Below are 21267 nucleotides of genomic sequence, written 5' to 3' on the forward strand. Positions count from 1 at the left end.
AAGTAGTTATCCTAATATACGCAACGATTCTTCAATAAACGCTGGGATGTCCTCTGGCTGTCTACTTGTTACTAGCTGATTTTGACATACGACAACCTCTTTGTCATGAAAGTTCCCGCCGGCATTTTTCAAATCGACTTCAATAGATTTATATCCAGTTACATCGCGTCCTTCAAGTGTTTGTGCAGTGATGAGTAGCTGAGGTCCGTGACAAATAGCGAAAACAGGTTTTTCCGCATCCATAAATGCTTTACTAAAGCGAACAAAACGTTCATCGGCACGAAGTATATCTGGAGAAAATCCACCCGGTATGAAGAGGGCATCAAAGTTCTCTGGAGAAACATCATCAATACTTTTATCAATCACGACTTCACTTTTTCCTTGCTTACCGTGTACCGTTTTATCTTTTTCTGCTTCAATAGTTGTTAATTCATATCCCTTTTGTTTAAAAGCTTCTGCTGGCTCTGTGTATTCTGTGTCCTCGAAATAATCCGTTATTAAAATAGCAATTTTTTTACTCATTCTAATCCGCTCCTTATATTATATTATCGGCTCCAGAATCTTCCTTGGGCAATGCCTTCTATAAATGATTCAATTGAAGTATTTGTTAAGTTGTAAACTCCTGCTCCATCCAATTTAATCTTACTATGGTCCAAAGCATGAGGATTACTAAGGACATGAGCTATCGGTTTAAAATGTTTAAAAGTAGTTTCTGCAAATTCTAAAACAGGGGGTTGAATGACAGACTCACTACTAAACACTAATACTGCATCAAAAAGGGAGGAGTCTGTTGTTGTATAAGTATCAGTTACTTTAATGGAATCATTGAACTGATAAATTTTATTATCTATGATGCTATAGTTAATTCGGTGTTGTACAAAAGCTTGAATCCATTCGGACAGAAGTGAGACGCTTGGGTCACCATTTAATAGAATTGCAACATTTTTGGAATCAGATTTAAAAATAGTATTGGACATACTTAGTGCAGGTGAATTTGCATCTGAATTTACTTCGTGATTTACCTTAGGTAAAGGAGCTCCAATAATGTTAGCGACTTCTTGTGCTAATTGACGATCGACGTGGTTTAGAAGAGCAATTACATTTGCCTTCACCATGTCTGATTTACACTTCCCAACTTCAAAGCAAAAAGCTTCTTTTATGTGCTGCTTTTCAATAGGGCTCATACTATTGTAGAAAAGTTTAGCCTGAGAATAGAAGTTAAGAAAGCTTTTACTGCGACCTCTAATTTTATGCCCATCAATCTTTTCTTGATAATGTTCATATCCTCCTTGTTCGGCTTGGACGGTTGCAGGTTGATTGTTATTTAATCCATTAGGATGATAGCTTGTTTGACCGCGATGAATCTGCATTTGATGCATACCATCACGTTGATTATTATGAAAAGGACATACAGGCTGATTAATAGGAATTTGATGGAAATTAGGGCCCCCTAAACGAGATAATTGTGTATCTGTATAGGAGAATAATCTTCCTTGCAGAAGAGGGTCATTTGAAAAATCAATACCTGGTACGACATGACCAGGGTGAAAAGCTACCTGCTCTGTTTCAGCAAAGAAGTTATCAACATTTTTGTTCAGTGTCATTTTACCAACTAATTTTACGGGAACTTCTTCTTCTGGCCATAATTTCGTTGGATCTAAAATATCAAAATCAAATTTATGTTCATCTTCTTCTGGAATTAACTGTAATCCAAGCTCCCATTCAGGATAATGCCCTTTTTCAATTGCTTCGTATAAATCTTGACGATGAAAATCAGGATTTTTCCCAGCAATCTTTTGAGCTTCATCCCATACTAATGAATGAACCCCGAGGGTAGGTTTCCAGTGAAACTTTACGAAATGGGCTTTTCCTTCTGCGTTAATGAGTCGAAATGTGTGAACTCCAAAACCTTCCATCATTCGTAAACTACGCGGAATAGCTCGGTCGCTCATTTGCCACATGACCATATGAGTGGACTCAGGATTATGCGCAACAAAGTCCCAAAAGGTATCATGAGCGCTAGCTCCTTGAGGAATATCATTATGTGGTTCTGGTTTAACTGCATGGACAAAATCAGGAAATTTAATAGCATCTTGGATAAAGAATACTGGCATATTATTACCCACTAAATCATAGTTTCCTTCATCTGTATAAAATTTTGTGGCGAATCCGCGTACATCTCTTACTGTGTCGTTGGATCCTTTAGAACCTTGAACGGTTGAGAACCGTACAAATACAGGTGTTTTCTTTGAAGGATTAGTAAGAAAATCTGCTTTCGTATATGTTTCTAAAGATTCATAAAGCTGAAAATAACCATGAGCGCCAACCCCGCGTGCATGAACAATCCTTTCGGGAATTCGTTCGTGATCAAAATGGGTCATTTTCTCACGAAAGTGAAAATCCTCCATTAAGGTTGGGCCTCTTAAGCCCATCTTTAAAGAAAATTCATCTTCAGCTATTTTTACCCCTTGATTTGTTGTTAAAGCATGTTTGCATTGATTGTCAGTAACGTGATGCTTCAATTGTTCCGTTTTTTTATTCACAATATAGGCCCCTCCTTTACTCTGTTAATTAATAGATACCCTTTTTATTAGGTCGTAAACATGTATTATCGTTTTTGTATGTAAAAATCATAAAATATCGGTTGTTTCAGTGATTCTTGTTTGAGGAAGCAAAATAAAAAAGCCAAGGAGATAATTTATTTGCTCCTTGGCTTTTAAGATATTTCTTTTCGTTAAAACGAAGAAACGCGTTGCTTTGTTTTTGGTACAATAATAAATTTGATCCAGAGTAACCCGACAATCATAATGATAAGGCTATGTAAAAATTGACCTGTAGCAATGAGTATAACAATTGAAAATACAATGAGTTGAATACTTAGCAATATAAAGATTAAGCTAAGAAATTGCTTCATCCTTTCTTCAGTATGGATTGGATATAATGCTACAATAATATTTCCTGAAAAATATTTCCACAGTGAACGGAGCTGCATAGAAATCATATATAGAACGATGTAAGCGATAGCGCCTTTTACGTATATATTTGGTATGAAATATAAGGCGAAAGCACCGATCAATCCTAAGCGAATATATATGCCGAAATAATCATTTCCACGTAAAAATGCTAGTGTATGTAAGTAGAAGAAAGTTGCTCGTTTTTTATGTAATAAAGGTTCAATCCAATTTGTAAGCCATTTTCTTTTATTTACTTGTTTATTCAGTTGCGGAACATCTGTGAAAATGCTAGCAAATTGATAAAAACGAACGTTCATTTTTTCTTCTTGCTCGATTATGTAATCCCAAGGTATTCGTTTTGTAGGCTGTTTTTTCGTATATAGAAGTAGGAAAGCAAGTAGTAAGAGTAGTCCGCCCAATATGAGAACATTTGCGGAATAAAACAGCATGAAAATGATTAGGGCGTTACAAGTAATACGAATGATTAGCCATATGTTTTTTTCGTGACTATCACGCCACATCCAATGTATGTACATGTTCCAGGCTTTCGTAATCATTAACATGATAAAGATTGTACATAAAAAAGGAACCGTTAATTGCAATGATTGCATAGCAAGTGGAACGAGAATAAGGAACGTAAATAACAATGGGAAAAGCTGAATGATGTAATTGTATAGAAGAGATTTTTTGAAATAAGATGTTAATTTCTCTTCTAGTGCTAGTAAATAGACAGCATCAGGTTTTTGAATAAATGTACGGATAGGGCATCTCGTTATAATGAATGTAAGTACAATCGTTATAATTATTAAAGATATTCCTTTAGAAGGAGATGCTTTTAGAAACTGAGCATAATAATATGCACCAACGCATGAAATAAAGATAAAGCTATATAGTAAACCGTTAATCATACGTGCAAAGTATGTAATGATATTTTGAATATGTTGTTGGAAGCGACTGCTCCATAGCGATTCGATTGACATGTTTTTCACCTCTTTGTTCTATTATATATGTTTTACAAAAGAAAAAACGAGCAAATTGCGTTATGCAACTTGCCCGTTTTTCTTTTCGTTATTTTTTTTCTGATCACGATTCATTAATGGATAGAAAGCAAATCCGATTACGAATAAACCAATTCCGAGAAGGAACGTTTTTATATCGGATGCGCCGGTTTTAATAACCCATAGTGCGTAGCAAAGTGCGATAACTGCGACTATGCCATCTGTAATTCTTGCCCGCATTTCATTTTTATATGTTTCACCAGTTGCGACTAGTTTTAACTGGAAGATTGGTGAAACGAGATATGGAATGAGGTAGGCCAGTGTCGATACGGTAATAACGAATGTATAAGCTTCCGCAATGGTTCCTGATAATGTTGAGAATAGGAACACTTGCGACATAATGTTTGTTAATCGTAATGAGTAAATTGGACTTCCTTTTTTATTTGTTTTCGTGAAGAAGGAAGGGAAGAAACCTTCTTTTGCTGCTTGATATGGTACTTCTGAGCTTAATAAAATCCAGCCTAAGATAGAACCGAACAGGGAAGTAAGAGCAAGTAATGCCATCAGTTTCCCACCGCCATGACCCATTGCAGCGTTTAATGCATCTGCTAATGGACGTTCAGAAGCTTGTAATTTATCAACGTGAAGTACACCCATTGTTAAAATTGTAATTCCTAAGTAAATCGCAACTGTAATAAGTAATCCCGCAACTGTTGCACGTTTTACCGTTTTTGGAGAAACAGCACGGTTTGATAAAAGAACGGCTGATTCAATTCCGATAAACGCCCAAAGCGTTGTAAGAGCCGCTAAATTTACTTGTGAAAGAAGACCGTGTGATGCACCTGATTTATCGATCATCGGTGTGTACCATTGTCCAAATTTAGAAGCTTCGAATGCAAATAACGTAACGACGATGAATAAAAGGAATCCAGTTACTTTCGTTGTTGTTGCTAAGAAGTTTAGTTTTCCAGCTCCGCTTACACCATTTGTTAATATAATATGAGTTCCCCAAAGTAAGATGGAACAAATCGTAAATGTAATTAGTTTTCCGACTTCTATGTTAAAAGAACCGATTGAAAATAGCAGTCGCGTATCTTTCATAATTGGGAAGAAGAGTGATAAATATCCCGCAAATGATGTAATGATGGCAACGTTACTTGCCCAGTTTGCAACCCAATATCCCCATACCATACTGAAACCAGCCATTTTTTTCTTTTTTGGTGTTGAGAATAAAGCATATGCATGACTTTGTGGTCCTGTCGTTAAATCAGGACGACGAATTGCTAAATTACCGAAAACAAGAGCTAGCATTAAAACACCAAATCCTGTTGTTAACCAAGCTAAAGTGACACCGAGTGGGCTTGCTGTTTGTGCCAACGTACTTGGCACCATGAAAATACCAGCGCCAACCATGTTACCGACAACGAAAGCTGTTAGTACCCAAAAGCCCCATTTTTTTTGTTGCATAGAAAATACCTCCAAAGTTAGTATAACCAAGTCAAGCGAGGAGATATGTATGTCTTCCTGAGTCAGGAAGAGAAGTCCCAAACAAAACAAAAAAAGCACGTAATCTGCCGCTACATGCTTTCTATCTTATAAGAAACCCACGACATACCTCTCGATAGCTCTCCACAAACGAAACGTTTGTGACAGTTCTGCACTTATTAAATGCAGACCCAGCAAGCGTGCATGGTGGACACGACTTACTTCGGCAACCATTCCTTTCTCATTCCTTCATCAATGCCACTACATCTCCTGAAATGATACTCTTAATGATTGCAACCTCTACCTCACCGAGATACGAATGAGGATTTAAATATTAAATTAACGTCTTTAAGAGTAACAAATGTATTTTTATACGTCAATGGATATAGTAATAATCAGATTATAGAGAAGAGTTTGTGATTAAAAAGGGGGTTAGGAGAAGATGTAACGATTATTAGTTCTGCAGAAGAAACAGCGATAGAGTTAAGTACCATTTTACAGCACAAAGGAATTTTGTCTGACAATCTGAATCCGAAGCATCGTTTTTTTACGACGGGATCTGTTTTATCATTTGAACATATTGCTGAGCGATGGCTAGGATATCACATTTCTGTAGAATGTGTGGATTTACCCGTAAAGAATGCTCGTATCTGTAATTAGACTGTATTAAAGTACTTTTTGTTCAATAAATTAGGTTAGTTGCATAAGAAGGAAAAAATGCACTTTTAATTGAAAGGATTAAGGTCATTTCAATTAAAGGGGAGATTGGATTATGGAATTATCAAGATCTCAATTATTTGCTTTAGAGTATATTTCAAAATATGCAGAGAACGAAAAACGTGAGGCTAAAGCAACGATTAATCATATACTTAAAATGTCTAATATTACAGATGAGATATTTGAAGAGGCTGTCGCTAATTTAAAATCTCACGCAAGGATTGCTTTACACTTTCATCCAGACAGACTAGATTCAAGTAAGAAAAGTGTTGCTGAAGCACTGTTTGAGCAAGGAGTATATAAAAGTCAATTTGAAACATTACTATCTAATGGAAGCGTATCTGCTTACCCTGGTGGTGAACGTGACCTTTGGGAAAAGAGAATATTTGGAGGGGCATATCAATTAGAAGGCGTAACGAATGAGCAACGGCCAAAATACGGAGCGCTAAATTTAATGTTACATCCAGATGGGCCGGCTCCGCGTTTTGGTTCATGTTATTTTCTTTTATCTCCAAAAGTTTCTTCGCGCTCTACATATACGTATTTAGATTCGCATCAAGATCCGAAAGAAAAGGGGACTTATGAGGAGTTTGATATGATTTTAGCTGCTCTTTTAGAAGAGACATTCGTAAGAGATTTTGCAATTGGTGAAGGGAATTTGACTCCAACAATATTAATTAATCATTTACTGGCTAACCTGAAAAGGCCGTTTATAGATTTAGTAAGCAAAGAGCCAGCCCGTAATCTTAATCATTATATTGAAGCGCAAATTCATGGAGAGATTTCTCTTAAAGAAGACGTAGAGGTGCTTGTTGCAGATCCTTCATTTAAGGGTACGGATGTAGGAAGAGTTTTAGAAGGAATTTGCCTGAAGTATGCTATTGATTTGTATTGGCACATCGGTTTTGTACTTGCGGTAGACGAAGTTCCGATGGATTTTAGAGGTTCAAAAATGCCATCTTTAGCAAGACGTATTGCACGGAATAATTGTATCGATGCAAATATAATTGGCTCTGCTGTAGTGGATTTGAAGCGCAATCCATTATCTTGGAGTGATCGTGGAACTTATGAAGAAGTGCTTCAGGAATTAAAATTATTATGGCATGTTTTAGTTCGATTTGGAAAACCAAATCGGAAGTAGAATGAAATACTCCGTTTTTGGAAGTATTTATATAGAAAAGAAGCTGATCTATAAATAAATCAGCTTCTTTTTATAAGATTAGACTAAGTTTAATACAGTTACTTTTTCACGTGTCATAGACTCAAGGCTCTTACGAATACCTTGTGCGCCCATACCTGAACCTTTTACACCGATGAATGGGAAGTGGTCAGGGCCGCGCTCTGTGCGTCCGTTAATTTGAACAGAACCAGTTTCGATTTTGTTAGCAATTGCAAATGCTTTGTTAATGTCTTTAGTGAAGACACTTGCTTGCAGACCGAACTCTGATTTGTTAGCAATTTCAATTGCTTGTTCATCTGAAGAAACGCGGATGATTGGAAGGATTGGGCCGAATGGCTCTTCCCAAGCAACTTTCATCTCTTCTGTTACGTGATCGATTAATGTTGGGTAAATTAAGTTACGCTCACGTTTGTTACCGATAACGATTGTAGCACCTTTTTCTACAGCGTCGTCAACTAAACCTTGAACGAAGTCAGCAGACTTGTCGTCGATTAATGGAACGATTGTGCTATCTTGTTCTGGAGATCCAACTGATAGTTCAGCTACTTGTGCTTTTAATAAGCTAACAAGCTCGTCCGCTACGTTTTCGTGTACAAGTACACGTTTAATAGCTGTACAACGTTGACCAGAGTAAGAGAATGCACCGCTTACGATATGGTTTGCAGCATCTTGTAAGTCAGCATCTTCACGAACGATACCAGGATCTTTACCACCAAGTTCTAATACAAGTGGAATCATTGAAGCTTTTTTCGCTAAATGTTTACCTGTGTTTGTACCACCTGTGAACGATACCATATTGATGCCTTCGTGTTCTACTAAGTAGTCACCAATTACAGAACCGCGTCCTGTAGCTACGTTTACAAGACCTTTTGGAAGGCCAGCTTTGTGAAGTGCTTCAACCATTTTAATACCACTAATTGCACCTTGAGTTGCTGGTTTGAAAATAACAGCGTTACCCATAATTAATGCTGGTGCAAGTTTTGCAGCAGATAAGTTTACTGGGTAGTTAAATGGTGCGATTGCTAATACAACACCAAGTGGTGCGCGTTGGATAATCGCAAGCTTAGATTTTGTACCGCCCGGGAAGCTATCGCCCATCATGCTTTCTCCGTGCATATGTAAAGCTTCTTCGATCGTGTAACGAATGAAGTCAGCTGTACGAACAACTTCTTTCTTCGCATCTTTATATCCTTTACCGACTTCTTTCATAATGATATCGGCAATTTCATCTTGCATATTTACGAGCTCATCAGCCCATTTATATAAGTATTTTGCGCGATCTTGTAGAGAAGCTTCTGCCCATGATTTTTGAGCTTCTTTTGCAGATGCAATTGCTTCATCTACTTCTCCGCGAGTAATTGCTTGTACTTGTCCAATTACTTCGTGTAAGTATGGAGATGGAATTTCGATTGTTTCTCCTGAAGAGCTTTCTCTCCATTCTCCGTTTAAATAAAATTTGTACGTATTGCTAGTTGTCATGATTAGTCCTCCTAAAATAGCAACTTGTAAGAGTGAGTATAAGGTGATTGTAGGGGGTTTGATAACATTTTTCAAATGAAATGTTTGTGAAAACGATTTCTTATTCTTTTTTTATTTTGTATGCCCTTTCTTACAGAACATTCTTTTATTTCAAACTGGTTTATTATGTCATGAACCATTTGCATTTTCGTGTATTTTACTTTATGTGTAAAAAAACAATTGACAGAATACTCAATAAAGTTGTAAGATTATAAATGGAAAATAAATGAAGGGGGTGTGCGTAATGATTGTAATCGTAAATGTAATGAGCTTAGCTCTGTTAAATGGCAGAAAACATTTATATCATTACGCAACCCGTGCGGATATATAGGGCATCTTTGTCTTATAAAAAGCGTACGTTGCGTATATCGTAACGTACGCTTTTTATGCATTCCTGTGCATATCGTCAAGCGGCGGTATGCTTTTTTTTGTTTATTTTCCATATTCCTATATAAAACTTTGGAAGGTGGAAAAATGTGATGAGATTGTATGGTTTACGAAATGTAAATGTAATGGGTTTGGATAGTGGATAAAGAAATGAGAAGTAAACGAGAACGAGAAGGGAGAGGTTACATTGTTATCAGTATTACTAAAGTTAAAGTGGTTTTTTAAAGAGCACTGGAAGAGATATAGTATCGCCATTGGAGCTCTTTTAATTGTGAATATAGTTGAAGTGATTCCCCCGAAAGTGTTAGGGGTTACGATAGATAACATAAAAACAGGAACGTTATCGAACGAAGCAATTATGCAATCTATTCTCATTTTAATAGGGGTTACGATCGTTGGATATGGCCTCACTTTCGTATGGCAACATCAATTGTTTGGCGGTGCATTTGTACTTGAGAAAACGATGCGCTCTAAATTTATGGGTCATTTACTTAAGATGACGCCGACTTTTTATCAAAAAAATCGTACTGGCGACTTAATGGCGAGGGCAACGAATGATTTAAAAGCAATCGCTATGACAGCTGGTTTTGGTATATTAACGCTTGTAGATTCTAGTTTATACATGCTTACGATCGTTTTTATGATGGGATTTACAATTAGTTGGGAGCTTACATTTGCAGCGCTTATCCCGCTTCCAATTATGGCGTATGCGATGAATATATATGGAAAGAAATTGCATGAAAGATTTACCGTTGCGCAAGATGCGTTTGGTGATATGAACGATAGAGTGCTTGAATCAATCGCTGGTGTGCGCGTTATTCGTGCATACGTACAAGAGAATGCAGACGAGGAAAGATTTCATCATTTAGGAGATGACGTCTACGAAAAAAATATGAAGGTAGCGAGAATTGATGCATTATTCCAACCAACTGTGAAAATGCTTGTCGGTCTTAGTTATTTAATCGGTTTAGTGTACGGTGCATACCTTGTGTTCCAGTCAAAGGTGACGCTTGGTGAACTCGTTTCTTTTAACGTGTATTTAGGGATGATGATTTGGCCGATGTTTGCAATTGGTGAATTAATTAATGTTATGCAAAGAGGAAATGCTTCGCTTGACCGTGTGAATGAAACGTTAGCGTATGAGCCAGATGTAAAGAATCCGAAACATCCAAAGCTTGTGCAAGAGCCGGATTATATTCAGTTTGATGATGTGTCTTTCTCATATCCTTCATCAACTGAAGAAAATTTAAAAAAGGTTTCTTTCACATTAAAGCAAGGAGAAACGCTTGGGGTTGTCGGAAAAACAGGAAGTGGGAAAACGACGCTTATACGTCAACTTCTTCGTCAATATCCGCTTGGAGATGGAGATATTGCAGTTTCTGATGTGACATTAGATAAAATAACGAATGAAAATGTACTCGGGTGGATTGGCTATGTACCGCAGGAGCATATTTTGTTCTCAAAAACAGCGCGAGAAAATATTTTATTCGGAAATAGGGAAGCGACTGAAGACGAACTCGAGAAAGCGATTGAAATTGCGGCGTTTAAAAAGGATTTAGAGTTTTTACCAGAAGGGTTAGAAACGCTCGTTGGAGAGAAAGGTGTTTCTTTATCAGGAGGGCAAAAACAAAGGATCTCGATTGCACGAGCTGTTATTCAAAATCCAGAAATTTTAATTTTGGATGATTCTTTATCAGCTGTAGATGCTCGTACGGAAGCAGCGATCATTGAAAATATAAGAACAGAAAGAAGCGGAAAGACGACGATTATTACGACGCATCGTTTATCTGCAGTGCAACATGCGGATTGGATTCTCGTTATGGACGAAGGTGAAGTAATGGAAGAAGGTACACATGCTCAGCTTATCCAAAAGGGAGGCTGGTATGCTGAACAGTTTGAAAGACAACAAGGTGAAAGTGAAAGTGCGGATAGTGGGGTGAAAATATGAGCGTTTCAAAACGATTGTTTCAATACGCGATGAAAGTGAAAGGGACGATTTTTGCAGCGATGCTGATGTTATTAATTTTCGTCATTGCAGAGCTTGCTGGTCCTTTCGTCGCTAAAACGATGATTGACGATCATATCGTCGGGATAGAGAAACCTTGGTATGAAACAGAACAGAGTGAAGATGCTGTTTCGTATAATGGGGCTTTTTATAAGCGAAGTGATCGCTTTGAACAAGGCGAGAAAAAAGGAAAAGAAGTACGCGTGATGCAAGTCGGTTTTCAATATTATTTTGTACCGAATAAAGTAAATGCGGAAGGATCACGTACTGTAAAAGGGGATATGATTACCGTTCAAAATGGTAAGGCGGTGCAAGTGTATAAAGCGAAAGCATTAACAAAGGAAGAAGTATTTGCATTTTATAAGCCAGAAATAAACCGTCTATTATTACTTGGTGGTGGCTATTTCGCTTTATTAGTAGTCGTATCATTATTTGCATACGGAAAGCAGTTCTTTTTGCAGAAGGCAGCGAACAAAATTATTCAAATTATGAGGGAAGATGTTTTTTCTCATATTCAAACGTTGCCGATTCGGTACTTTGATCATTTACCGGCGGGGAAAATTGTTTCGCGCGTGACGAATGATACAGAGGCCATTCGTGATTTATATGTAACGGTGCTGGCAACATTCGTTTCTAGTATCATCTATATTATTGGGATATTCGCTGCGCTATTTTTACTAGATGTGAAGCTCGCTTCATTATGTTTATTAATTATCCCAATTTTAATTGTTTGGGCGATTCTTTATAGAAAATATGCGTCTGTATATAATCATAAAATGCGCTCTCGTTTATCTGATATTAATGGAACGGTGAATGAATCCATTCAAGGGATGCCGATTATTCAAGCGTTCCGTCAAGAGCGTGAAACGAAAAAAGAGTTTGAAGAATTAAATGGCGATTATTTTAAGTATCAAAATAAAATTTTAAATTTAAATGCAGCAACTTCACACAATTTGGTATCCGTATTAAGAAATATCGCTTTCACAGGAGTGATTTGGTATTTCGGCGGTGCGTCATTAAGTGCTACAGGTATTATTTCACTTGGGGTACTGTATGCGTTCGTCGATTATTTAACACGATTATTCTCGCCAATTACGAATATGGTGAACCAGCTTGCCAATTTAGAGCAAGCGCGCGTTGCATCAGAACGTGTCTTTGAATTGTTAGAGGAAAAAGGGGAAGCGGTAGAAGAAGAACGTATGCCTCGTTTAAAAGGAAATGTAAAATTTGATAATGTATCATTTTCTTATAATGGAAAAGATGAGGTGTTAAAAAATATTTCTTTTGAAGCGAAACAAGGCGAGACAGTGGCACTTGTCGGTCATACTGGATCAGGAAAAAGTTCTATCATGAATGTACTCTTTCAATTTTATGAGTTTGAAAAAGGAAGGCTTACGATTGATGGTCACGATGTAAGAGAAATGCCGAAACAAGCAACTCGTGAGCATATGGGAATCGTATTGCAAGACCCGTTTTTATTTAGCGGGACGGTCGCTTCCAATGTAAGCTTAGAGAACGAAAAAATTTCAAAAGAGCGTATCATAAAAGCATTGCATGATGTTGGTGCTGAAAGATTTGCAAACAATATAAATGAAGAAATTACAGAAAAGGGAAGTACGCTTTCCACTGGAGAACGTCAGCTTATTTCGTTTGCTAGGGCGCTTGCTTTTGATCCAGCTATCTTAATTTTAGATGAAGCAACGTCTAGTATTGATACAGAAACAGAGGCGATGATTCAACAGGCATTGGAAGTTGTAAAAAAAGGAAGAACGACATTTATTATTGCTCATCGTCTTTCAACGATTAAAAGCGCAGATCAAATTATTGTGCTCGATAGAGGAACCATTTTAGAAAAAGGCTCTCATGATGAACTCATGAAAAAGCGCGGGCGTTATTATGATATGTATAAAACGCAAATGGAAGGAAACCAGAGCGCTTAATGCGGGGAAGAACTTGCGATTGTTGCAAGTTCTTTTTTGTTGGCAAAATGTCGGCGATAAAGGTACATAATAAGAAGTATTATTTTACCTTTCCTACAATTAATGCTATATTAAAAAATGTTACTTATTTTTTGTATGTGGCGTTATTTTTCCCTTTTGTTTGATTATGAAGAAAAAGGATAAACTAAATAAGAACATTTTCATTGAAAAATTGTTCAAGATTGCATACAATCAATATAGTTTTTAAATTCCTATCAGAATACTTGGAGGATTACAATCATGAAGAAATTATTTTCAGTGCTTGCAGTAACTACATTAGCGATCGGGATTGTAGCCGGCTGCGGTAAAGAAGAGAAAAAAGATACAGCTAGTCAAGATGCGTTACAAAAGATTAAACAAAGCGGTGAACTTGTAATTGGTACAGAAGGTACATATCCACCATTTACGTTCCACGATTCAAGCAATAAATTAACTGGATTTGACGTTGAATTATCGGAAGAAGTTGCAAAACGTTTAGGTGTAAAGCCTGTATTTAAAGAAACACAATGGGATAGCTTACTTGCTGGTCTTGATGCAAAACGTTTCGATATGGTTGCAAACGAAGTTGGTATTCGTGAAGATCGTCAAAAGAAATACGATTTCTCTAAGCCATACGTTTCATCTTCAGCGGCATTAGTTATTGCAAAAGATAAAGATAAGCCTGCTACATTTGCTGATGTAAAAGGATTAAAAGGAGCACAATCTTTAACGAGTAACTATGCAGATATCGCTAAGAAAAATGGTGCGGAAATTATTGGTGTAGAAGGATTTAGTCAAGCAGCAGAATTATTAGCTTCAGGACGCGTTGATTTTACAATTAATGATAAGTTATCAGTATTAAATTATTTAGAAACGAAAAAAGATGCGAAAATTAAAATTGTAGATACTGAAAAAGAAGCTTCAGAAAGTGGATTCTTATTCCGTAAAGGTAGCGATAAGCTTGTACAAGAAGTAGATAAAGCGTTAGAAGATATGAAAAAAGACGGTACGTATGACAAAATAACGAAAAAATGGTTCGGTGAAAATGTATCTAAGTAGTGCATTGGTTTCAGATCGATTGTCTACTTGGATAGATATTATGCAGACTTCCTTCATGCCTATGCTGAAGGAAGCTGTTTTTACAACAATTCCATTAACGCTTATTACATTTATTATCGGGATTATACTGGCAACGTTAACAGCGCTCGCACGTATTTCTGGTAGTCGTATTTTACAATGGATTGCTCGTATCTATGTATCTATCATTCGCGGAACGCCACTTCTTGTACAATTATTTATTATTTTCTATGGACTTCCAACTCTTAATATTGAAGTTGAGCCATATACAGCAGCAGTTGTTGGATTTTCATTAAATGTCGGTGCATATGCATCGGAAATTATTCGTGCTTCTATCCTTTCCATTCCGAAAGGGCAGTGGGAAGCAGCTTACACAATTGGGATGACATACCCGCAAGCGTTAAAACGTGTTATTTTACCACAAGCAACGCGCGTATCAATCCCGCCGCTTTCGAATACATTTATTAGCTTAGTGAAGGATACTTCATTAGCATCGTTAATTTTAGTAACAGAAATGTTCCGAAAAGCGCAGGAAATTGCGGCAATGAACTATGAGTTTTTAATTGTTTATTTCGAAGCAGGTCTTATTTATTGGGTTATTTGTTTCTTATTATCAATCGTACAACAGATGTTAGAAAAGCGTTCAGAACGCTATACGTTAAAATAATCCTTTTACAAAAGGAGTTTTTGTTTTTATGATTTCAATTCAGCACTTACAAAAAAGTTTCGGAGATAATACCGTACTAAAGCATATAGATTTATCAGTTGAGAAGGGCGAGGTTGTTGTTATTATTGGGCCGTCTGGATCTGGTAAAACGACATTCTTGCGTTGTCTCAACGTACTAGAAACACCGGATGCTGGTAATATTAGCATCGGTAATAAAGAGCTTAATTTCGCTCAAAAAGTATCGAAGAAAGATATTGTAAATCTTCGTACACAAACAGGTATGGTCTTCCAGCACCATAACTTATTCCCTCATTTAACAGCACTTCAGAATGTAATGGAAGGGCTCATTACAGTGAAAAAAGTAGGGAAAGAAGAAGCAAAGAAAAAAGCAAACTATTTCCTTGAAAAAGTTGGTTTAGCAGATAAAGTGGATTTATATCCATTCCAATTATCAGGTGGACAACAACAGCGCGTTGGAATTGCGCGTGCGCTTGCGATGGAGCCAGAAGTGTTACTATTTGATGAGCCGACTTCAGCGCTTGATCCTGAACTCGTTCAAGAAGTTTTGAAAGTAATGAAAGAACTTGCTAAAGAAGGCATGACGATGGTTATTGTAACGCACGAAATGCGTTTTGCACATCAAATTGCCAACCGTGTTATTTTCATGGATGGTGGTGTCGTTGTCGAACAAGGTACACCAGAAGAAGTATTTACAAATCCAAAAGAAGAACGTACGAAGAAGTTTTTACAAATGTTGCAATAAATTAAGGAAGGTCTCAAGGCATATGCCTTGAGACCTTTTTGCCATATATATTTATTTGTGGAATCCGCCAAGGCTTTGCTCAGCCATTGCAACTAGACGTTTTGTAATTTCTCCACCAACTGAACCGTTAGCGCGAGCCGTAGAATCTGCTCCTAATTGTACACCAAATTCTTGAGCGATTTCGTACTTCATTTGATCGATTGCAGCTGTTGCACCTGGTACTACTAATTGATTTGAAGAATTTTGGTTTGCCATAGGAATATATCCTCCTTAGAGTTATAAAAATTTTTTTTGGTTGGACTAGCTGGAGTTGAACCAGATTATCGCCCCGGTTGGCGCTAATCCATCGGTAATTAAGTTTGTACTCATAGTATGGATGTTACCTAGAAAGATATACAAAATAATAATTTGTAAATTTTGTCAAAAAACGTATTGATTTCGTAAATTATGAAATAAGAGTAATCGTTGTATTTTTAAGAAAACAGGCCAAACTAAGGAGGATATTAAATATAATTTTCTCATTGTAGCCTGCTACTTGTAGGCTAATTATTAGCTTCTTATTTATGATTTATTGAAATGAAATCGGTAGCGACTTCATAGTTCTATTTTTAAGTAGGGATGGAGTGACCGCTCCTATGCATGGGTAGGTGCTCTCTTCAATCTAAAAAAGAGAGGCTTTAAACGATAACGTATGGAGGAATCATGATGGGGATTTGCCCGCTTTGCAACGCATTAGAATCACAAACATATTCTTGTCAAAATTGCCAAAGTATACTCCAAGATTATGGGAAGTCTGTAGATTACATAGACGATTATAGTGCCTATATGGATCAAGAATTATTAAGTGAAGTAGATGGTTTAACGCATAATAATTCAAATGAATATTGCAATCATATTTTTTATTGCGGAGTATGTAACGTGGAAACTGAGGTTGTAGTGAAACTTGTGTAAATAGAAAACTTCCACCTTATTATCTAGGTGGAAGTTTTTGTTTTTGTATTTGTGAGTGAATCATAGGAGAAGGGATATGTTCGGTGTTTGATGAAGTCCCTGATTTTATTTGAGACATTTTTTCTTTTGTATCACGTAAAGAGTGTTCAGTTAAGTAGACGGCATATTCGTAAAATAATTGGCGCGTCATTTCACTTTGTTCTTTTAATTTTTCATCTTGGAATACAGTTCGCCCAGGTTTAGAGTTAGCTTCAAAGAGCCACGGATTTTCCTTTGTGTCTAAACCGATATCAAAACCGATTTCTCCAATATTTCCGGTTACTTGTTCATCGAGCGCGTAACTTATTTGTAAGGCAGTATGTTTTAATTTATTTTCAATTTGAACTTGTTTCGTTGAATCTGGAAAAAGCTCTTGTAGCAATTTTGTATCACCGCCGCTATTTACGTGCGTTGTTAAACTGCCTTTGCCGGCGATTTTGGCGACGATTGCACTAACTATCCAATTACCGAAATGGTTTTTATTTGTATGAATGCGGAAATCAACAGGTTGCCCATCGAAGCGAAGTAATGAAATACCTTGCTGTATGATAAACTTTTTTAAATCATGTCCTTTTAATACGTGGTTTAGAAGAGTTTCTAATGATTGATACTTTCTCAGTTTATTTTTTTCATTTTCGCGATAACGACAGTAGTAGCAATTCTCTGTTTGAGAATAAAATATTTGATGAATATTTCTACCAAAGCTCCCGTGTATTGGTTTCATGTACACAGATTTATACGTGCCAAGAAACCGTTCTACTTGTTCAAAATGCTGAAATGCTTCTGTGTTTGGTAATAAGGGTCTAATTGATTCGTCTTTCATAAGAAGTTGATGAACTTCCCATTTATTAAAAAAACCTGGGTTAAACCATGGGATAGAGTAGTCATGTTCTAACTTTCTTTTTGCTCTGACGATCGGTTTGTAATTTTCTGCTTGTCGATTCGGTAATCGATCGTAAATGACATTTGGTAAAGGGACTTTTTTCTTTATCCATTGTTTCTCTTGAAAGAAATATCCTTCAATCGTTTCTTCTTCCCAGTTTATATGTTGAACGCCAAAGACGAATACGAACGGTCGTAATGAGAATGGTGGTGTTAACAACTCACTGAGAGCAATTGAACGATTTCCTAAAGGGTTAGAAGAATCATCGTTAAAGCCAGTTGTAAAAATGCCGATTAATGGTCCGAAAATAATTGTTTGGTTTTGTGTGAATGCATGAATAGTAGTGGATTGAGGTAGTAAAAGTTTTTCGGCAATATGTTTTCCGATAATAATTTCGCGAGTAAAGGAATAATGAATTTTCACCTCTTCACTTGCAATGTGACGTATACCGAAGGAGAGGGATGTAATAGGTGGCGTAATAGAAAAAACGTAAGGTAAAGTAATACTATTTGGATGTTCATCTGAAATGTTTAATGTATATATATGTTCTTTCAAAATAGGTTTACCTCCTTTCATTATGGTGTAAAGCGACTGAATTTAAGTGGTCCGTGAAATATCTTTTCAGCTAATGAATCACTATGACGAATGTATTGTTCGTAAGGGGGAATCGTGTTGACATACATAAGCCAAATTGCGCCTTTTTGATCCATAATTGTGGAAAGTTCTAGTTCAAATAACGAAGAATAAGACTGATCTAGTGTTTGGAATACTTCATTTACAATGTCGTGTAAAGCATCTTGCAATAGTTGCACACCCGTACTAGATAGTACGTATTTAATTTTTGAAAATGAATGTAATGAATCATCGGCCGTTGCTGAGGGTAAAAGTTGATTAGGAAAGGAGCTTTTTTGTATAAATTGACCGATAACAGTCCAAGTTTGTTCTTTGTTTTTTTGCAAAATGGTTCGAATGTGGAGTGGATATGTTAATTGATTTGGTGGTTGTAGCATAGTGTGTGCTATGTAACGGGATGAACGTATGTTAGATTTACACCAAGATATAAATTCGTCTGTCCGTTTGTTTGTAATAGAAGTATGGTATTTTTCATTTACTGTATCGATATGAAACGTTTTATTTTTGTAAGCAATTCGATATAAGTTATCCTTAGAATGTATATTAGTGGGGCGTATAATAATATCTTTAGTTTTTAACAACAGTTTGAAAATGTTTTGTATCGTTGCAATTTCAAATTTTGGTATATAAGGAGACAGTTTTTTATTAGTGAGAAATAAATCATGTAGTTCACTTAAATTAATAAGTGTGTTATTTAAAAAGGTAGTGGAAGGACGATTGTGCAAAGAGTGAATAATTGATTTTGCTTTTTCAAAGTCTGTTTCCTCGTGAAAAGAATAACGATCATATATATAAGAAGGAATAGGGAATGTTTGCTCTTTCCATTTTCCTGTATCTGTATCGTAAATAAGACCAGAAATAAGGTCTGTTTTAGAATCAATACAAAATGGCGTAAACTGGGCAACGACATTATGATAAAGCCGAGCGCGTTTAGCGATTTCGGTGTAATACGTTTGTTCGTAATGAAGTTTAGAAGCTAAAAGACCGAGAACCAACGAAATCACTCCTTTACTACTATTTGCATAATAGGCGAAGCTATATATTGCAAATACGTTTTTATACCATTATACTTTTGTCCGTATGATGATATGCTATAGTTTTGGAGAAGTGAAAGGTTGATTGTAATGAATATATGGTTAAATATGTTAACGACGACAGGACTCGGAGCAATTATTGGGGGATATACGAATCATTTAGCGATAAAAATGTTATTTCGTCCTCATCGTCCTATTTATATCGGAAAGTTTCAAGTTCCATTTACACCAGGGTTAATTCCGAAGCGTCGTGATGAACTTGCTGTTCAATTAGGAAATATGGTTGTAGAACATTTGTTAACACCAGAAGGAATTGGAAAAAAGCTAACAAATGAAGAGTTTCAAAAAGGTTTAATTCACTGGGCGCAAGTGGAAGTGGATAAAGTAATTACGAATGAACAATCACTGCGACATATGTTAGAAAAATGGAATGTAGCGCATGTAGAAGAAGAAGCGACTCGAAAAATCGAACATGTTATTAAAGAAAAAATTCATGCATTTTTAGCAGAGTATTATACATATACATGGGAACAGGCTTTACCTCATTCTGTAAATGAAAAAGTAGAGAATGCGATTCCGAATGTCTCGGCGTTTATTTTAGAGCGAGGAATTAGCTTTTTTGAAAGTGAAGAAGGGAAAGCACGTCTTTCAAAAATGATTGATGATTTCTTTGCTTCTCGCGGAACGCTACTTAACTTAGTCGGAATGTTTTTAGGAAATGTAAGTGTAGTGGATCGTGTGCAGCCAGAAGTTATTAAGTTTTTAGGTCAAGATGGTACAAAGCAGCTTTTAACTGACGTACTGCAAAAAGAGTGGGAAAAGTTAAAAGGAAGAGATGTAAAAGAATTAGAAGCATTTGTAGAGAAAGAAATGATTGTAAGCTCCGTGCTGTCAGCAGTTAAAGTAGAGGAAACAGTGAGTAAGTTTTTAAATCAATCTGTTCAGCAAGTATGTGAGCCGGTTCGAGAAACAATTATTGAAAAAGTGGTTCCGAGTGCAGTAAAGAAAGGCTTGAAGTGGGGAACAGAAAACGTAGAGAGTATACTAAATAATCTACACCTTGCGGAAATTGTTCAGCAAGAAGTGTCTACATTCTCAACAGAAAGATTAGAAGACTTAGTTCTGTCTATTACGAAAAACGAATTGAAAATGATTACGTATTTAGGAGCATTATTAGGTGGAATGATCGGTCTCATGCAAGGATTGTTACTATTGTTTCTTAGATAATAAGGTGAGTACATAGAAATAAAAGTGAAATTTCTTCACATCTCTTGCATAGTTTGATATGGTAAGAAGAGGTGCGTATGTAAATGCACTGAAAAGGCAGTGCGTATGAAAAGCGCTAGCCTTCTAAAGGAGGAAAAATAAAATGACAAAGAACATTCATGATGTTGCATATGAATTACAAAAAGCAATCGCTGAAAACGAAGACTTCAAAACTTTAAAAGAGAGCTACGCAGCAGTTCAAGCTGACACAGCTTCAAAGAATTTATTCGATGAGTTCCGTACAATGCAACTTAGCCTACAACAAAAAATGATGCAAGGCCAAGAAATCACTGAAGAAGACAACCAACAAGCACAAGAAGTTGTAGCTCGCATTCAACAAGATGCTAAAATTACAAAATTAATGGAAACTGAGCAACGCCTAAACGTTGTAATCGGTGACGTTAACAAAATTATCATGAAGCCACTTGAAGAATTATATAGCGCGCAACAACAAGCTTAATAGTGGAAGACGCTCCTAGTTTAGGAGCGTCTTTTTTGTTGTAGAAAAAGGCTTATATTTGGAATAAGGGGAACTGTACGTTTTATATTATATATCCGAATAATTCATGTTCGGTAAAGCGTAATCAATTTTTGATGAAATATGAATAAACTTTCATTAGTATTAACTAAGGTTTTTCTTTAAAATTACATATTAGGACAAGGAGGAAGGTGAACTGTGAGGCGTTGTATCGAGTTATATCACTTTAAATATGAAATATCATTAAAAAAGTTGGTACATGTGATGATGGAAA

The 21267-nt window shown here is 36.4% G+C and carries 17 protein-coding genes, 1 pseudogene and 1 riboswitch; of the genes and pseudogenes, 10 read left to right on the plus strand and 8 right to left on the minus strand.

The annotated features are described in order from the left end of the window. Positions 1 to 6 precede the first annotated feature (6 nt). The 4 genes from MHH27_RS04730 to MHH27_RS04745 form a co-directional block, all read right to left on the minus strand. Positions 7 to 522, minus strand: a complete 516-nt coding sequence (locus MHH27_RS04730; protein ID WP_090978496.1) for a type 1 glutamine amidotransferase domain-containing protein — start codon at positions 520 to 522, stop codon at positions 7 to 9. A 23-nt stretch (positions 523 to 545) separates the two neighbouring features. Then, the gene (locus MHH27_RS04735) at positions 546 to 2543 is read right to left on the minus strand and encodes a catalase (protein WP_097925136.1); all 1998 of its coding nucleotides are present in this window, start codon (positions 2541 to 2543) and stop codon (positions 546 to 548) included. Positions 2544 to 2734: 191 nt separating this feature from the next. Next, entirely contained in the window at positions 2735 to 3934 is a 1200-nt protein-coding gene (locus tag MHH27_RS04740) for an ABC transporter permease (RefSeq protein ID WP_340941756.1), read from the minus strand. A 60-nt stretch (positions 3935 to 3994) separates the two neighbouring features. Continuing rightward, the gene (locus MHH27_RS04745; protein WP_023521252.1) at positions 3995 to 5419 is read right to left on the minus strand and encodes an amino acid permease; all 1425 of its coding nucleotides are present in this window, start codon (positions 5417 to 5419) and stop codon (positions 3995 to 3997) included. A gap of 147 nt (positions 5420 to 5566) precedes the next feature. Then, positions 5567 to 5748: riboswitch (Lysine riboswitch) on the minus strand. Positions 5749 to 5857: 109 nt separating this feature from the next. Here MHH27_RS04745 and MHH27_RS04750 point away from each other — a divergent pair. Then, positions 5858 to 6097: pseudogene (locus MHH27_RS04750) on the plus strand (glutamate racemase); the annotation flags it as partial. 112 nt (positions 6098 to 6209) lie between these two features. Continuing rightward, complete coding sequence (locus MHH27_RS04755; RefSeq protein ID WP_340941759.1) at positions 6210 to 7295, plus strand: DUF3626 domain-containing protein; 1086 nt, start codon at positions 6210 to 6212, stop codon at positions 7293 to 7295. A 78-nt stretch (positions 7296 to 7373) separates the two neighbouring features. Here MHH27_RS04755 and gapN read toward each other — a convergent pair whose 3' ends face one another. Further along, a complete protein-coding gene (gene gapN, locus MHH27_RS04760; RefSeq protein WP_000213634.1) occupies positions 7374 to 8813 on the minus strand; it encodes an NADP-dependent glyceraldehyde-3-phosphate dehydrogenase in 1440 nt (479 codons plus the stop codon). 613 nt (positions 8814 to 9426) lie between these two features. On the opposite strand from gapN, the gene MHH27_RS04765 reads away from it, so the two are divergent. The 5 genes from MHH27_RS04765 to MHH27_RS04785 all read left to right on the plus strand — a co-directional run bounded on the left by MHH27_RS04765 (position 9427) and on the right by MHH27_RS04785 (position 15709). Further along, the gene (locus tag MHH27_RS04765; RefSeq protein WP_340941762.1) at positions 9427 to 11187 is read left to right on the plus strand and encodes an ABC transporter ATP-binding protein; all 1761 of its coding nucleotides are present in this window, start codon (positions 9427 to 9429) and stop codon (positions 11185 to 11187) included. Then, positions 11184 to 13184, plus strand: coding sequence for an ABC transporter ATP-binding protein (locus MHH27_RS04770; protein WP_340941764.1), 2001 nt, complete (start codon positions 11184 to 11186; stop codon positions 13182 to 13184). The genes MHH27_RS04765 and MHH27_RS04770 overlap by 4 nt, the downstream gene beginning before the upstream one ends. A gap of 279 nt (positions 13185 to 13463) precedes the next feature. Then, a complete protein-coding gene (locus MHH27_RS04775) occupies positions 13464 to 14261 on the plus strand; it encodes an amino acid ABC transporter substrate-binding protein (protein ID WP_000732856.1) in 798 nt (265 codons plus the stop codon). Next, positions 14248 to 14946: an amino acid ABC transporter permease gene (locus tag MHH27_RS04780; RefSeq protein WP_000281499.1), complete on the plus strand. Its 699-nt coding sequence runs from the start codon at positions 14248 to 14250 to the stop codon at positions 14944 to 14946. Before MHH27_RS04775 ends, MHH27_RS04780 begins: the two co-directional genes overlap by 14 nt. A 28-nt stretch (positions 14947 to 14974) precedes the next feature. Beyond that, positions 14975 to 15709 (plus strand): amino acid ABC transporter ATP-binding protein, encoded by a 735-nt coding sequence (locus tag MHH27_RS04785; RefSeq protein ID WP_000623591.1) that lies wholly within the window; start codon positions 14975 to 14977, stop codon positions 15707 to 15709. Between the two features lie 51 nt (positions 15710 to 15760). On the opposite strand, the gene sasP is transcribed toward MHH27_RS04785, so the two are convergent. Further along, positions 15761 to 15964, minus strand: a complete 204-nt coding sequence (gene sasP / locus MHH27_RS04790; protein ID WP_000013338.1) for a small acid-soluble spore protein, SasP family — start codon at positions 15962 to 15964, stop codon at positions 15761 to 15763. A 450-nt stretch (positions 15965 to 16414) separates the two neighbouring features. Here sasP and MHH27_RS04795 point away from each other — a divergent pair, with 450 nt between their 5' ends. Then, entirely contained in the window at positions 16415 to 16660 is a 246-nt protein-coding gene (locus MHH27_RS04795) for a hypothetical protein (RefSeq protein ID WP_000510478.1), read from the plus strand. Between the two features lie 19 nt (positions 16661 to 16679). On the opposite strand, the gene MHH27_RS04800 is transcribed toward MHH27_RS04795, so the two are convergent. Beyond that, on the minus strand, positions 16680 to 18137 hold the full coding sequence (locus MHH27_RS04800) for a YheC/YheD family endospore coat-associated protein (RefSeq protein WP_097925129.1): 1458 nt from the start codon (positions 18135 to 18137) through the stop codon (positions 16680 to 16682). A gap of 20 nt (positions 18138 to 18157) precedes the next feature. After that, positions 18158 to 19210, minus strand: a complete 1053-nt coding sequence (locus tag MHH27_RS04805; protein ID WP_097925127.1) for a YheC/YheD family endospore coat-associated protein — start codon at positions 19208 to 19210, stop codon at positions 18158 to 18160. Between the two features lie 129 nt (positions 19211 to 19339). Here MHH27_RS04805 and MHH27_RS04810 point away from each other — a divergent pair, with 129 nt between their 5' ends. Beyond that, positions 19340 to 20476: a DUF445 domain-containing protein gene (locus MHH27_RS04810; RefSeq protein ID WP_340941768.1), complete on the plus strand. Its 1137-nt coding sequence runs from the start codon at positions 19340 to 19342 to the stop codon at positions 20474 to 20476. Between the two features lie 142 nt (positions 20477 to 20618). Then, on the plus strand, positions 20619 to 20975 hold the full coding sequence (locus tag MHH27_RS04815) for a YlbF/YmcA family competence regulator (protein WP_000164614.1): 357 nt from the start codon (positions 20619 to 20621) through the stop codon (positions 20973 to 20975). Positions 20976 to 21267: the final 292 nt, after the last annotated feature.

Origin of the sequence: Bacillus sp. FSL L8-0152 (genome assembly GCF_038006365.1) — a bacterium.
GTDB lineage: Bacteria > Bacillota > Bacilli > Bacillales > Bacillaceae_G > Bacillus_A > Bacillus_A cereus.

What these genes read in the sequence shown, in the direction of transcription:
- sasP (WP_000013338.1), bottom strand. Translation starts at nt 15,964, where the DNA reads ATGGCAAACCAAAATTCTTCAAATCAATTAGTAGTACCAGGTGCAACA.
- MHH27_RS04780 (WP_000281499.1), top strand. Translation starts at nt 14,248, where the DNA reads ATGTATCTAAGTAGTGCATTGGTTTCAGATCGATTGTCTACTTGGATA.
- MHH27_RS04785 (WP_000623591.1), top strand. Translation starts at nt 14,975, where the DNA reads ATGATTTCAATTCAGCACTTACAAAAAAGTTTCGGAGATAATACCGTA.
- MHH27_RS04740 (WP_340941756.1), bottom strand. Translation starts at nt 3,934, where the DNA reads ATGTCAATCGAATCGCTATGGAGCAGTCGCTTCCAACAACATATTCAA.
- gapN (WP_000213634.1), bottom strand. Translation starts at nt 8,813, where the DNA reads ATGACAACTAGCAATACGTACAAATTTTATTTAAACGGAGAATGGAGA.
- MHH27_RS04815 (WP_000164614.1), top strand. Translation starts at nt 20,619, where the DNA reads ATGACAAAGAACATTCATGATGTTGCATATGAATTACAAAAAGCAATC.
- MHH27_RS04775 (WP_000732856.1), top strand. Translation starts at nt 13,464, where the DNA reads ATGAAGAAATTATTTTCAGTGCTTGCAGTAACTACATTAGCGATCGGG.
- MHH27_RS04770 (WP_340941764.1), top strand. Translation starts at nt 11,184, where the DNA reads ATGAGCGTTTCAAAACGATTGTTTCAATACGCGATGAAAGTGAAAGGG.
- MHH27_RS04745 (WP_023521252.1), bottom strand. Translation starts at nt 5,419, where the DNA reads ATGCAACAAAAAAAATGGGGCTTTTGGGTACTAACAGCTTTCGTTGTC.
- MHH27_RS04810 (WP_340941768.1), top strand. Translation starts at nt 19,340, where the DNA reads ATGAATATATGGTTAAATATGTTAACGACGACAGGACTCGGAGCAATT.
- MHH27_RS04755 (WP_340941759.1), top strand. Translation starts at nt 6,210, where the DNA reads ATGGAATTATCAAGATCTCAATTATTTGCTTTAGAGTATATTTCAAAA.
- MHH27_RS04795 (WP_000510478.1), top strand. Translation starts at nt 16,415, where the DNA reads ATGGGGATTTGCCCGCTTTGCAACGCATTAGAATCACAAACATATTCT.
- MHH27_RS04730 (WP_090978496.1), bottom strand. Translation starts at nt 522, where the DNA reads ATGAGTAAAAAAATTGCTATTTTAATAACGGATTATTTCGAGGACACA.